General features: G+C 44.9%; 10 protein-coding genes and 1 riboswitch. Of the genes, 5 read left to right on the forward strand and 5 right to left on the reverse strand.

Annotation, left to right across the window (positions count from 1 at the left end; all coding sequences use genetic code 11):
• Nucleotides 1-172 (reverse strand): IS110 family transposase (locus tag C232_RS19315; RefSeq protein WP_018662740.1); only part of this gene is annotated, 172 nt, incomplete at its 3' end.
• Between the two features lie 253 nt (nt 173-425).
• Here C232_RS19315 and C232_RS0107040 point away from each other — a divergent pair.
• The 3 genes from C232_RS0107040 (at nt 426) to C232_RS0107055 (ending at nt 3,739) form a co-directional block, all read left to right on the forward strand.
• Entirely contained in the window at nt 426-1,358 is a 933-nt protein-coding gene (locus tag C232_RS0107040) for an aldo/keto reductase (RefSeq protein ID WP_026314515.1), read from the forward strand.
• 189 nt (nt 1,359-1,547) lie between these two features.
• Nucleotides 1,548-2,114 carry a nitroreductase family protein gene (locus tag C232_RS0107045; protein WP_018662742.1) on the forward strand — a complete coding sequence of 189 codons (567 nt, stop codon included), beginning with the start codon at nt 1,548-1,550 and terminating at the stop codon, nt 2,112-2,114.
• A 266-nt stretch (nt 2,115-2,380) separates the two neighbouring features.
• A complete protein-coding gene (locus C232_RS0107055; protein WP_018662744.1) occupies nt 2,381-3,739 on the forward strand; it encodes an amino acid permease in 1,359 nt (452 codons plus the stop codon).
• Nucleotides 3,740-3,930: 191 nt separating this feature from the next.
• On the opposite strand, the gene C232_RS0107065 is transcribed toward C232_RS0107055, so the two are convergent.
• Both C232_RS0107065 and C232_RS0107070 read right to left on the reverse strand, forming a co-directional pair.
• Nucleotides 3,931-5,421 (reverse strand): peptide MFS transporter, encoded by a 1,491-nt coding sequence (locus C232_RS0107065; protein WP_026314516.1) that lies wholly within the window; start codon nt 5,419-5,421, stop codon nt 3,931-3,933.
• A gap of 406 nt (nt 5,422-5,827) precedes the next feature.
• Nucleotides 5,828-6,727 carry a TetR/AcrR family transcriptional regulator gene (locus C232_RS0107070; RefSeq protein ID WP_018662747.1) on the reverse strand — a complete coding sequence of 300 codons (900 nt, stop codon included), beginning with the start codon at nt 6,725-6,727 and terminating at the stop codon, nt 5,828-5,830.
• A gap of 216 nt (nt 6,728-6,943) precedes the next feature.
• Between C232_RS0107070 and C232_RS0107075 the strand changes: the two genes are divergently transcribed.
• On the forward strand, nt 6,944-8,431 hold the full coding sequence (locus tag C232_RS0107075) for a DHA2 family efflux MFS transporter permease subunit (protein WP_051086219.1): 1,488 nt from the start codon (nt 6,944-6,946) through the stop codon (nt 8,429-8,431).
• A gap of 151 nt (nt 8,432-8,582) precedes the next feature.
• On the opposite strand, the gene C232_RS0107080 is transcribed toward C232_RS0107075, so the two are convergent.
• Both C232_RS0107080 and C232_RS0107095 read right to left on the reverse strand, forming a co-directional pair.
• Nucleotides 8,583-10,076 (reverse strand): amino acid permease, encoded by a 1,494-nt coding sequence (locus tag C232_RS0107080; protein ID WP_018662749.1) that lies wholly within the window; start codon nt 10,074-10,076, stop codon nt 8,583-8,585.
• Nucleotides 10,077-10,176: 100 nt separating this feature from the next.
• Nucleotides 10,177-10,367, reverse strand: a riboswitch (Lysine riboswitch).
• Nucleotides 10,368-10,658: 291 nt separating this feature from the next.
• Nucleotides 10,659-12,050, reverse strand: coding sequence for a tetratricopeptide repeat protein (locus tag C232_RS0107095; protein ID WP_018662751.1), 1,392 nt, complete (start codon nt 12,048-12,050; stop codon nt 10,659-10,661).
• A gap of 405 nt (nt 12,051-12,455) precedes the next feature.
• Between C232_RS0107095 and C232_RS0107105 the strand changes: the two genes are divergently transcribed.
• A complete protein-coding gene (locus C232_RS0107105; protein WP_018662753.1) occupies nt 12,456-13,889 on the forward strand; it encodes a branched-chain amino acid transporter BcaP in 1,434 nt (477 codons plus the stop codon).
• Nucleotides 13,890-13,899: the final 10 nt, after the last annotated feature.

The raw sequence follows: 13,899 nt of genomic DNA on the forward strand, positions 1-13,899 counted from the left end.
GATAGAACAGTTCAAATCCATTTCTTGCTTGGGACACAGAAAATGAATTATGGAGCACTCGTCCGCGGTCATCTACAAAGCAAGCGTAGTGTGTCCGCTTGGCAATATCGATTCCCACCACAAGTGTTTGTTCGGTGACTTGATTAATTTTCTGATTTTGTTTAAAATCCATTATGGAGTCCTCCTTGGTTACAAATTAGGGGTCAATTCTTGCAGATTTGACACCCCGCATCATACCAAGAGGGCTCTTTTTATTCAAGTCCCCGAAAATCCTTCTAACAGGAATGCTCCTTTTTTCTTTCCACTCACCCATATGTATTCAACGATGCCGCGTATGTGCCTGTATAAAGAAAGCCAAAATATTTTTGCATGGCTTATGCTTTTGGTATCATAATGGTGAAACTAACATGAAGGGCGGTATTATAGTGGAAAAACAAACCAGGCTTGGAAAAACGGAATTGTATGTGAATCCGGTTGGCCTCGGAACAAATGCAGTCGGCGGCCATAATATTTATCCGAATCTGAATGAAGAAACCGGGAAAGATGTGGTGCGTGCCGCGCTTGACCATGGCATCAACTTCCTTGATACGGCCTATATATACGGGCCGGAGCGTTCTGAAGAATTGATCGGTGAGGTGCTGAAAGAAAAAGGCGGGCGTGACAAAGTGGTGCTCGCAACGAAAGGCGCGCATAAATTTGTGGACGGTAAAATCGTATTCGATAACTCGCCCGCATTTTTAAAAGCTGCGGTTGAAAGCAGTTTGAAACGGCTGCAAACCGATTATATTGATTTGTTTTATATCCACTTCCCTGATGAAAGCACACCGAAAGATGAAGCAGTCGGTGCGCTGAAAGAACTGAAGGATGAAGGGAAAATCCGTGCTATCGGTGTTTCCAATTTTTCAATTGAACAGTTAAAAGAAGCGAACAAAGACGGTTATGTTGACGTATTGCAATCGGAGTATAATTTATTCAAGCGCCAGGCGGAAGAAGAATTATTGCCTTATACAGCTGAACATCAAATTTCGTTTATCCCGTACTTTCCGCTTGCAGCCGGTCTGCTCGCCGGAAAGTATACGAAAGATACAAAATTTGAGGACAGCCGTGCGCAGAATCCAATGTACCAGGGTGAGACGTTCATCCGCAACCTGGAAAAAGTTGACCGCCTCCGCGGGATCGCAAAAGAAAAAGGGGTGGATGTGTCCCATATTGTACTGGCCTGGTACCTTGCACAAAATTCGATTGATGCGGTTATTCCGGGTGCAAAAAAACCTGAACAGGTCATCGACAATCTGCGAACGTTGGACGTAGCACTTACCGGGGCAGATGTTCAAAAAATCAGTGAAATTTTTAAGTGACCGGACCCTTTCAAATGAACTTAAATTTTTACACCGGGATCTTGCGTCAATTTGCATGATGGCTACTTTTGGCAGCAGACAACAGAGTAGCAAAGTTTAATTTATTTTATACAGAAAAATATTATTTTTGAAGATCCCGTTTGATTAGCATATACTTAGTATATCAATGTTGTTTAGGAGTGAATGGACATGGGAGTTTTGGATCTGATCAAATCACGCCGTTCCATCGGGGTGACAGCTGAAAAAGATGTTCCGGATGAGGTCATTCAAGGATTACTGGAAGCCGCAACCTGGGCACCAAACCATAAAAAAACCGAACCTTGGAAATTCCGCGTCGTAAAAGGAGAAGGACGCGTGAAATTAGGCGAGGAAATGGCGCGTATTACAGCCGGAAACACGGAAGGCTTGAGTGAAGAAGAAGCAGCGAAAAAGGTTGAAAAAGCCCGGAAAGGCCCGTTGAGAGCGCCGGTGATGATCGTTGTAGCGGTAAGCCCGTCCGGTAAAGTACCTGAAATTGAGGAGACCGTTGCCGCCGGCTGTGCCATCCAAAATCTGCTGCTTTATGCAACAGAGCAAGGTTTGGCTACCATCGTCAGAACCGGGGATATCGCCTATGCACCGGAGCTGAAAGACTATTTATCGCTTGAAGCTGCTGATAAAATTGTTGGCCTTATCTATGTTGGTTATCCAAAAAGAGAGATGGACATCAAAGCACAAAGAATTCCTGCAGAAGAAAAAACAATCTGGTTTAAATGACAAGAGGCCGGCTCTTAACAAAGGAGCCGGCTTTTTACGCATCGATAGGCAAAGAAAGAAGCGGCACATATGATATTGTCCTTCACAGAGGGGCAATTTTTTTTGCCTTCACTTGCACGATGCCCGGGGAATGCATGCAGCTGTCGGAATTGAATGATATAATCATTTAGTCGGGGACTTTTGGCAGCACTAGAGAGAAAAGAATTAAGTTTGAATGAAAAGATAACCGTTCTAAGGCATCTTTTCAATGAGGAGGGGAGAATCGCATGACAGAAAATAATGAACATACATTGGAACGCGGCTTGAAAAACCGCCATATTCAATTAATCGCAATCGGCGGCGCCATTGGGACCGGGCTATTCCTGGGAGCGGGGAGATCGATTCACTTCGCGGGGCCGTCGATTTTGCTGGTGTATTTGATTATCGGCGTTGCGCTCTTTTTTATGATGAGGGCACTCGGAGAACTGCTGGTTTACAGGCCGACAACAGGCTCTTTTACACATTTTGCGGAAACGTTTATCGGGCCGTGGGCAGGCTTTATAACCGGGTGGACATACTGGTTTTGCTGGATTGTCACCGGAATTGCAGAAATTACGGCTGTCGGTATGTATGTGAAATTCTGGGCGCCGCATATACCGCAATGGATTCCGGCATTAATTTGTGTCATTGTCCTGTTTCTCATCAATATTGCGACAGTAAAAGCTTTCGGTGAAATTGAGTTTTGGTTTGCATTGATTAAAGTCGTGACTATTATTGCATTAATTGTGGTTGGATTTGTGCTTGTATTTATCGGCTTTGAAAGCAACGGCAACCAGGCCTCGTTTGCCAATCTCTGGAACGAAGGCGGATTTTTCCCGAACGGCGCCAAGGGTTTTATTCTCGCTTTTGAGATGGCCGTCTTTTCATTTGTCGGCATTGAACTCGTCGGCGTGACGGCAGGGGAAGCAGAAGATCCGGCTAAAACGCTGCCGAAAGCCATTAACCAGATTCCGTTTCGGATTTTGATATTTTACATTGGCGCCTTGTTCGTGATCATGTCCATTTACCAATGGAACTTAGTAGATCCAAAGGCAAGCCCGTTTGTAAAAGTATTTACGGATATCGGGATTCCGGCTGCAGCGGGGATCATTAACTTTGTGGTATTAACGTCTGCTGCATCTTCCTGCAACAGCGGCATTTTCAGTACAAGCCGGATGCTGTTTACCCTCGCGGAGGAAGCCAAAGCACCAAAAGTATTCAGACAATTGAACAAACGCAATGTTCCGGCGCCGGCGCTGCTTGGCTCAACGGCAGTGCTGCTTGTTGGGGTTGTACTGAACTATTTTCTTCCCGACCAGGTCTTTACACTTGTAACCAGCATTGCGACCATCTGCTTTATATGGGTATGGGGCGTGATATTGGTTGCCCATCTCCGCTTCCGGAAAAAAAGGCCCGAAGAAGCAGCGAAAGTCCCGTTTAAAATGCCATTTGCTCCTTATGCCAACTGGATCGTGCTTGCATTTTTTGTTTTTGTGCTCGTTGTACTTGGATTTGCAGAGGATACGCGGATGGCCTTGTTTGTTACACCGGTATGGTTTATTATCCTTGTTGGGGCTTACTTGCTGACAAAAAAGAACAAGGTCTAAAGAAAAACGGTGATGCCGGTGAGGGCACTGTGGAATGAAAAAAAGCGGTGAGTATCTGCTGTTGGCAGTGCCTCACCGCTTTTTTATCCTATACCAAATCTTCCAATCGTACGCCAGCCGTTTTTACAGGACTATAACGCGCAAATCAAAAGGCAGGCACCGGGGGCCTGCCTTTTGCATCCATTTGAAAGTTAATTAATGCCTCTCATTAACTTTTTAATCACCGGAGAATAGAACAGCAGCAATATGCCGAGGACTGCTGATACAAGCCCGACAATCCCGAAGTACATGACTTCGTGGCTGGCATCATACATTTTTACAAGCTGGGCATTCAATGTTTGTGCCGCAGCATCTGACAGGTTCCAGAGGCTGATCATCTGTGCCGAGAATGCCGCCGGAGCCAGTTTCGTGGATACAGACAATCCAACCGGCGATAAGCAAAGTTCCCCGATCACGACCAGCAAATAGCTGAGTACAAGCCACATTGGACTTGCGGGTGATTCAGAGCCGTTGAAATAGGCCGGGGCCATCATGATCATGAAAGAAAGCCCTGCAAAAATCAGGCCGAATGAGAACTTCACAGGGGTTGATGGCTGGCGGTTGCCTAATTTTACCCATAATGATGCGAGAACCGGTGCAAAAATGACAATAAACAATGGGTTCAAAGTTTGAAACCAGGACGGCAGAATGTGAAAACCGCCGAAATCCAACTGCGTACGCTCGGCCGCATAGACGGCAAGCAAGCTGGCACCTTGTTCTTCAATTGCCCAGAATACAATGGATGCAATGAATAATGGAATGTATGCAAGCAATCGTGAACGTTCGTCACTTGTTGTTTTTTTGTTGAAATACATCATAACCAAATACCATGCCGGAATCAAAAATCCAAGAATACTAATTAAACCAATAAACCGATTGAGATTTAATATTTTTGTAGGAATCGTAATAGCCAGGATAATGATGAGTGCGATGGTTCCCAGTCCAATTTTAGTAAGAGAAGATTTCTTTTCTTCCGGCGTTAATGGATTGGGCACAATTGAACCTGCAAGACCGAGGCTTTTCTTTTTCGTTACGGCAAACATCACCAAACCAAAAAACATCCCGATAGCCGCAATGCTGAATCCAAGATGGTAATTATATTTTTGCCCGATCGTACCGACAATAAGCGGCGCAATCAATGCTCCAAAGTTTACGGCCATGTAGTAAATGCTAAAGCCGGAATCGCGCCGTAAATCTTTTTCTCCATATAGTTCCCCGACTGCTGAAGCGGCATTCGGTTTTAACAGTCCTGTCCCAAGCACAATTAAAACCATCGAAATAATCAATGCCGGAAAACCAGCCGGAATCGCCAAAACGATATGCCCGAACATAATCAGGACCCCGCCGTAGAAGACCGTTTTCGCGGAACCCAGAAACCGGTCTGAAATCCAGCCGCCAATAATCCCTGACATATAGACAAGCGCACCATATATAGAAACGATAGAAGCAGCGGTGGTCTTATCCAACCCAAGTCCGCCGTTTGTCAGCTTGTCGTACATGTAGTAAATGAGGATACCTTTCATTCCATAGTAGGAAAATCTCTCCCAAAACTCTGTGAAAAATAGTGTGGATAACCCCTTAGGATGTCCAAAAAATCCTGTCTGGGGTACCGTGTCTAGGATTTTCTGTCTATCTATTGCCATTTATGATCCTCCTCGTTGATTTGCAATGACAAAGCATATTAACATAATACCTTGAATTAACTGAAAAATAAGTGCTTGAATGATATCGAAAATTGAACACGATAAAACTAATATTAACGTAAAAGAACTAAAAAATAAAGGTAAAATTATTACCAAAATCGCATAATTATATTAATTTTAGATAATGAAAAAAGGCAAAAGCCGCATAAACATTGACTTTTTGCCCATATAGAAAACGATCTAATTTAGCTGGAATTTCTATTAAACAAGTGTAATCACCAGTAGAATAAAACGGTTTCACCGCTCAAATAAGGAAGAAATTTCATACTTTTTTAGTTTAAAAGGTGAATATAAAAGTTTCTGACAATAATATAAAGGACTGCCCGGGCAGCCCTTTATAGAGAGGTCAAATCAGCGATTTTTCTGCATCTGTAAACGTAGATACCAGCTGTTTCAGTTTATCAAATTGTTGTTTTTCAAAGCAGTCCTTATCTTTTTCCAAAGATGCAAGCGCACTTTCAAGTAAAAATATGCGCGGCTTTGGGTTACGGGTAAGTTCATCTTGAATAAAATCCAGCAGCTCGATAAATTTTGGCTGTCGGGCATGGCCGGTAAATGCCCTCTTCAAATCCGCGATTGTTTCACTCACGGTTTGGGCCGGAATTTGGCTGGTGCTTCCTTTGTCCGGAAACCATTTTTCAGCAATTTCCGGCTGCAGCAGCTGATCACCGGTTGCTGCTACATCTTCGACAATGCTTTCCATCCGTTTCACACTATAGCGGATAATTTGCCGGATATCTGTCAGATGATGTTCCACTGCCCCCTGGAATTTCAGATTTTGCTGTAATATACCTGTAAACATAATCGCACAATCGAGCAAATACGGTTTTTTATTTTCCCCGAAAAGGTCAATGAACCGCCTGTACAGCCAATAGATCATTTTACGGTGGGCCAGTTTAATGAAATCTTTCAGTTCCTGGTCGTTTGAAAAAAAGACTTCCTCGTATAAGGAAATGAACTGGTTTGCCTCGTCTTTTTGCAGATGCATTTCCACTTGCTTTACAAAAATTTCAATGTCGGCAGGGTCCTGCCCAAGCAGCAATGCATCACGATCCTGCTCAAGCTGCATATAAACAGTTTCCAAAAGCGCGATTAGCAATTCGTTTTTGGAGGAAAAGTAATTGTAAAATGTACCTTTTGCGATTCCGCTGCGTTCCAATATATCCTGAATGGATGTCGCCTGGAAGCCTTTCTCCATAAACAGCTGATGGGCGATCTTGATAACATGTGCTTTTCTGTCCCTCATAGAAAATCCCCTTTTGAAAAATTGGACTCAATGTATAAAAATATCGTACAGCAAATCACTTGCAGTTACAATCTTTTTCGACCTATCATATTATTTGGTTGCAAAAAATGAACGAGAGGTATAATATGTAGGTTATGCGAAATGACTACAAAAGAATGAACGGGATGTCGAGGAGGAGATAGAGTGGAACATACAAAACAGCGTCCCCCGTACGGGATGATTATTGTGCTCATGATAGGAGCTTTTATTGCTTTTTTAAATAACACACTTCTTAATATTGCCCTGCCTTCGATTATGAAGGATCTGGATGTAGGGCCGTCTACTGTCCAGTGGCTGACAACAGGGTATATGCTTGTAAACGGGATTTTGATCCCAACCACTGCTTTTCTGATTCAAAAATATTCTGTCCGCCGCTTATTCCTTGCGGCCATGATCTTATTTACAGCCGGGACCATTTGCGCCGGGCTGGCCAATGCTTTTCCAGTTCTATTGCTTGGCCGCATGCTGCAGGCTTCCGGTTCTTCCATCTTAATGCCGGTACTGATGAATGTCATGCTGATCAGCTTCCCGATTGAAAAACGCGGCGTCGCAATGGGGATCTTCGGCTTGATTCTGATGTTTGCACCGGCAATTGGACCGACGTTATCAGGCTGGATTATCCAGCATTATGAGTGGCGAATGCTGTTCCATTTCGTTGCGCCGATCGCAATTGTTGTGCTGCTGGTTGGGTTCTTCATGCTGAGAGACAAAAAAGGCAAAGTCGATATGCATCTCGATATCTTATCGCTGTTATTATCCAGCCTTGGATTCGGCGGCCTATTGTACGGATTCAGTTCTGCCGGCGATAAAGGCTGGAGCAGTCCGCACGTTTACGTGACACTTATCATCGGTGCTGCTGCTTTATTGGTATTTATTATCCGCCAGCAAAAACAGGAAAATCCAATGCTGAATTTCCGGGTATTTAAGTATCCGATGTTTGCTTTGTCATCGGTGATTACGATGGTTGTCAACATGGCATTGTTCTCGGGAATGCTGCTTTTGCCAATTTATGTGCAGAATATTCGCGGCATCTCACCGCTGAACGCCGGTTTGCTGCTCTTACCGGGGGCAATCATTATGGCCTTTATGTCGCCGGTTACCGGGCGGCTGTTTGATAAATTCGGCGGCCGTGTGCTCGCGGTGCTGGGCCTTGCGATCGTAACCGTGACCACCTTTATGTTCAGCAAGCTCGAAATGCACACGACTTATCTGCATCTGATTTTGCTGTATTCCATCCGCAGTTTTGGGATGTCAATGGTGATGATGCCAGTCTCGACGAATGGCCTGAACCAGCTTCCGACACGCTTTTATCCGCACGGAACAGCCATGAACAATACGTTAAACCAGGTTTCCGGTGCGATTGGCACAGCGCTTTTGGTGACCATTATGTCTACGCGCACCAAAACGCATGCAACGGAGCTGGCGAAAGACGCAATGGCTCATTTAACTTCGGCGCCAACGAAAGCTTCCATGGCTGAAATGAAGCAACAAATCACCTTGAAAGCTACGCTGGAAGGGATCAATGATGCTTTCCTGGTTGCAACCGGCATTGCCGCTGTTGCGTTTATCCTTGCTTTCTTTATCAAACGCGCAAAACAGGGGGAAGATGACCAGACAACAAGTAAAGCCCAACCGAGGCAATCGGCTGCATTGGCAAAAGAATGATTTACGGTTAAGAGATAAAGAAAAAACGGCGGCAAACTCAGGATAGAGGAGACCGCCGCTTTTTCGTGGAAAGGAACGGCAGGTAGAACGAAGTCCAAGCCTTTACTCCATAAAAAAACCCGCGGCACAAATACCGCGGGTTTTTTCTATATTAATGATTTCTTTCTAAATCACAGTCCTTTAAAGCAACGAATTTGGTTTTCTTTGCAAATTTATAACCAAGCCAAACCATGAAAAAGATCGGCAGCCCGATATAAGAAATCAGCACACCTTGCCAGTCAATATGATCGCCTATAAAAGCAGAATAGTTTTGGCCGAGCACCACGATTGTACAAACCACAAAAGCGAAAAGCGGGCCGAACGGGAACCACTTCGATTTATAAGGCAGATCATTCAGGTCCTTGCCCTGTGCCACATAAGCACGGCGGAAACGGTAGTGACTGATGGCAATTCCGAGCCAGGCAATAAAGCCGGACATCCCGGAGGCGTTCAGCAGCCAGTTATAAACGGCGCCGTCACCAAAGAATGAAGCCAGGAAAGCCAATGTCCCAACAAGTGATGTGACAATTAATGCATTAACCGGCACACCGTTTTTATTCAGTTTGCCAAGAAATTTCGGCGCTTTGCCATTGCGTGCCAGATCCCATAGCATTCTCGTTGAAGCGTACATTCCGGAGTTACCGGCAGACAGTACGGCCGTCAAAATAATCGCATTCATAACCGAAGCTGCAAATGCAATTCCGGCACGCTGGAACACAATCGTGAATGGGCTCATTGTAATATCGCTGGCTGTTAATTTTGAATCAGTGAACGGGATCAAAAGGCCGATCACAAAAATGGCAAGAACATAAAAGAGCAGGATTCTCCAAAATACTTGTTTAACGGCATGCGGAATATTTTTTTCCGGATCTTCGCTTTCGCCGGCTGCCACACCGAGCAGTTCGGTTCCCTGAAAAGAAAAACCGGCCGCCATGAAGATTCCAAGTACAGCCAGGAAACCGCCATGGATCGGGCCGTCGCTAATGGTGAAGTTATGGAAGCCAATCGTTTTGCCGCCCATAATCCCGAAAACCATAAGCCCGCCCATTATAATAAAGGCAATGACTGTTACAACTTTAATAATAGAGAACCAATATTCCGCTTCCCCAAACCCTTTTACAGATAAATAATTGAGTAAAAACATAATGACCAGGCAAGCCGCGCTCCAAATAATGGATGGCGTATGCGGGAACCAAAATTTCATAATAATGGTCGCTGCCGATAATTCGGCTGCAATCGTAATGGCCCAGTTGTACCAGTAATTCCAGCCGAGCGCAAATCCGAGTGATGGATCGACAAACTTAGTTGCATACGTGCTGAAAGTTCCGGCAACCGGCATATATGCCGCCATTTCTGCCAGGCTTGTCATTAAGAAGAAAACCATAACGCCGATTAAAGAATAGGCCAATAGCGCGCCGCCCGGACCAGCCGAATGAATCGCACCGCCGCTTGCAAGAAAAAGCCCGGTACCAATAGATCCGCCCAGGGAGATCATCGTCAAATGGCGTGATTTCAATTTTCGCTTCAAGTCCGTGACTTCCCCGGTTTTCGATATTGCAATCGTGCCGGCAGCAGGCTGCTTTTGGCTTTGATACGTTTCTTCCATATAAATACACTCCTTTTTAAATAGGAAGGAGCAGGGAATAAACAAAAATGCCACTGTCATGGAGACTGCGGCATCAAAGCATATACCCTCCATCATACCTTCCGAAGATAGCTCAACACATTTGCTTTGGCAGAGCAGATGTGACAGTTCTGTTCCTGTTCGGAAACAGCCCCAACATGGCAAACCGGGTCTTTCACCATATTTCGGCAGCTTTTCCTTTCGGCTGGAGTCCTAAACCATACCCGTGTCTCGTCCAGTTTACTCATAAAAGTTGCGACCTCTACCCCATCGGTTGTGATGAGGATTTTCTTATTCAATTGAATGATACATGTTTTATTATAGGCGATTTTGTCGAAAAATCAATAGGAGGGCATTGGAAGGGGGGCTGGAAATGAACGGGACTGCCGCTGCAAGCGATTTTTCAAATGCCATGCATACAAAAAAAGCAGCATTTAGCAGGAAGGGCTGCTGAAAAGGTGGAATACGGCTGCAAAAAAAGCGGTGAAACACGCAAATAAGGATGTGCTCACCGCCGCTTATGATTTCATCTGGTTTTTTGAACGTTCATTAGGGCTGCTCTTTTTACGCCCGCCTTTTTTCCATATCAATATACAAATTTTGATAGGCCTTATATTCAGATTTCATGCCCATTTCATTATAAATCTTTGAAAGCCATTTGACCGGATTCGGGTCGCTGCCCTTTAATTCCATTTCCCAGCTGAAACAGTCAATGGCTTTGTCATATTGTTTAAATTGATAGTACAGTTCCCCAAGTTCCGATTGGTGGTCGGGATCATCGGCAATTTCAAGCATTTTTTCGACTTTGCGGATCACCGGCAGGCTTCCGAGCGGCTTTTTAAACGGCAGCAGCCATTCGGCAATATAAGGGAGTTCGTGGCTGCGGAATAAAAGGGTCACACATGTTTGCAGAAATTTTTCCGTCAGCTGCGGATGGCCTGCAAAGAAAGGAGCCAGCTGGTTTAATGGTTCAATTTCCATATCAGCGGCTGCGACATCCAATGACTCAAGCAGCGATTCAATCTTCCCAACCTGTACGTCGGTCAGTGAAAAATTCCGGCCGAGCATAAACGGAATAATCTTATTCGGCTGTTTGGTTTCAATGTAATAGTTGATTAAATCATTCCGCAGCTGTTCGCAACGCGGGGCCGCGTGAAAAAGTTGTTCAATAACCAGCATGGCATCCGGCTGCGGAAAATGTTTATTTAACAGTGCAGAAAGGGCGGCATAATCACGGTCAGCGCATGTTTCAGCTGTCCGTTTGATCCACAGCGCCGTTTCATCTATCCAGCGGTTTTGCAGCTGCAAAAGTTTGATAAGGGATTGGAAGGAAGCGTCATTGGACAGGTCTTCGTACAGTTTTTTCTCAGCATAAAGGCTGTCTTTTTTGATCAGTTCCGGTGAAAGGGATTGGTAGAGCTTTTCGTATTTGATAAAGTTCAAGTCGCGGGAAAGTTGTTTGACCCAGCTTTGCTTCGGTGCAAAGTCCATCAGGATGCGGAGGATACGGTAACAGGATAATAATTGGCCGTTGCGGCGGTATTCATAAAAGATGGCCTGGATATATTCAAAAAGTTTTCTTTTAGGTACAAAGGATTCAAAAAAAGTGGCAATGAAAGCTGTTTCCTGCGGGGTAAAGAGTTTCTCGATTTTTCCGGTAAGATGCTGGAATCCTGTTTTTTTACAGGTTTGATGGTTGTGCAGCAGATGGCCAATGAGCGGATGAGGAGCCTGCAAAACGACGCCGTCCCGAAAAGCACGTTCCATAAACGATCGCCTTTTCAGTTTTGTTGCAGCCGTGGAAGTGAGGTACTGTCCCTTGTAAAAAAACAGGTACCAGCAGCGGCCGTTATCCTCTATGGCTTCAACAATCCTGCTTTGCAAATAAACAGCCATTCTTTCAATTTTTACATTTATGGTTTGTTTATGGTTGACAATCGTTAATTGGGTTGTCATAAAATCCCTCCTCGTTAGTTTGATTATATCATATAAAAGCAAAATATCGAGGCGGGAGTTTGAATGATGGCGGCCAATGTAAAGTGAAATAATTGCCGGTTTTTTAACCGAATTGTCGAACCGCCTAACAACATCATGAGATTATTTGTTAGAAAATCAGGGAAATATGGGTTTTGTTCGAAAAAAGATTGTCAGAAGACCTATTAAAAATCGAAAAAAAGTATGCAGTCTTTACAAGTGTTTTGTTAATGTTTCCGGTAAAAAAATCCTTAATTGTAATAATTCCTTACAATCAAAATATTTTATAATTTTTCTATATTTTTATATTGAAAAAGATTCGACAAATAGTATAATAATCTTATAATATTTTTGCTTATCATACTTTTACAATCAGGGGGATTCAACATGGGGATTTTTAAAACCAAAGCAATCAGCACCCTTGTAGGAGAAACACAGGGCAAACAAGGGTTGAAAAAAGCACTTAGCTCTCTGGATCTCACATTGCTGGGGATTGGGGCGATTATTGGGACAGGCATTTTTGTTCTGACCGGTGTTGCCGCAGCGAACTATTCCGGGCCGGCTCTTGTGGTCTCGTTTATCGCTTCAGGACTTGCATGTGCGTTTGCCGCTCTTTGCTATGCGGAGTTTGCGGCAATGGTACCGGTAGCGGGCAGCGCATATACTTACGGGTACGCGGCGCTTGGCGAATTCTGGGCCTGGATCATCGGCTGGGATTTGATATTGGAGTACGGCGTTGCGGTTGCGACAGTTGCCATCGGCTGGTCGGGGTACGCCGTCAACCTGCTCAATAATATCGGGATTCATCTGCCAAAGGCGATTACATTGGCGCCGATGGACGGGGGGATTGTGAATCTGCCGGCGATTCTGATTATCGGTTTAATTGCATGGCTGCTGCTCGCCGGTGTAAAACAAACATCGCGTTTAAACGCGATCATCGTTGCCATAAAAGTGGCGGTTATCTTACTGTTTATTGTCCTGGCGGTCGGGCATGTCGAACCGGCTAACTGGCATCCTTTTATGCCATTCGGGTTTAAGGGTGTAATCTCCGGTGCTGCCGTGATCTTTTTTGCCTACATTGGATTTGATGCAGTATCGACAGCTGCTGAAGAAACGCGCAATCCGCAAAAGGACATGCCGCGCGGGATCATCGCATCATTGTTAATTTGTACCGTTCTTTACGTTGTTGTTTCTGCAATTTTGACAGGGGTTGTTAAATATAGTATTTTCAGCAGGCCGGAAGCTGCATCGGCACCGGTTGCCTATGCGCTGCAGCAAATCGGGATCCACTGGGGGGCAGCACTCGTCTCCGTCGGGGCAATTTGCGGGATCACTTCCGTCCTGTTGGTGATGATGTTCGGCCAGACGCGTGTCTTATTTGCAATGTCCCGTGACGGCCTGCTGCCAAAGGTATTCGGAAAAGTCAGTGAAAACCGGAAAACACCGGCTACTTCGACGATTCTGGTTGCGGTTGTGACCGCTCTTACAGCCGGTTTCTTACCGATTCATATCGTTGCCGAACTTACAAATATCGGTACATTGGTTGCATTCGCCATTGTTTGTGCGGCTGTCATTGTGCTCCGCTACAGACGGCCGGATATTCAACGCCCGTTTAAAACGCCGCTGGTTCCGGTTATTCCGGCACTCGGCATCTTAAGCTGCGGCACATTAATCGCCGGGCTTCAGCCAGCAACCTTGATCCGATTCGTTGTTTGGTTTGCAATCGGGATGGTGATCTATTTCGCTTACGGTTATAAGCACAGTGTATTGCAAAACGATATAAGGGCGAAACAGCTGGAAAAAGTAAACAATCAGGTATAGAAAAAAGCGG

This window comes from Heyndrickxia acidiproducens DSM 23148 (assembly GCF_000374345.1).
Taxonomy (GTDB): domain Bacteria; phylum Bacillota; class Bacilli; order Bacillales; family Bacillaceae_C; genus Weizmannia; species Weizmannia acidiproducens.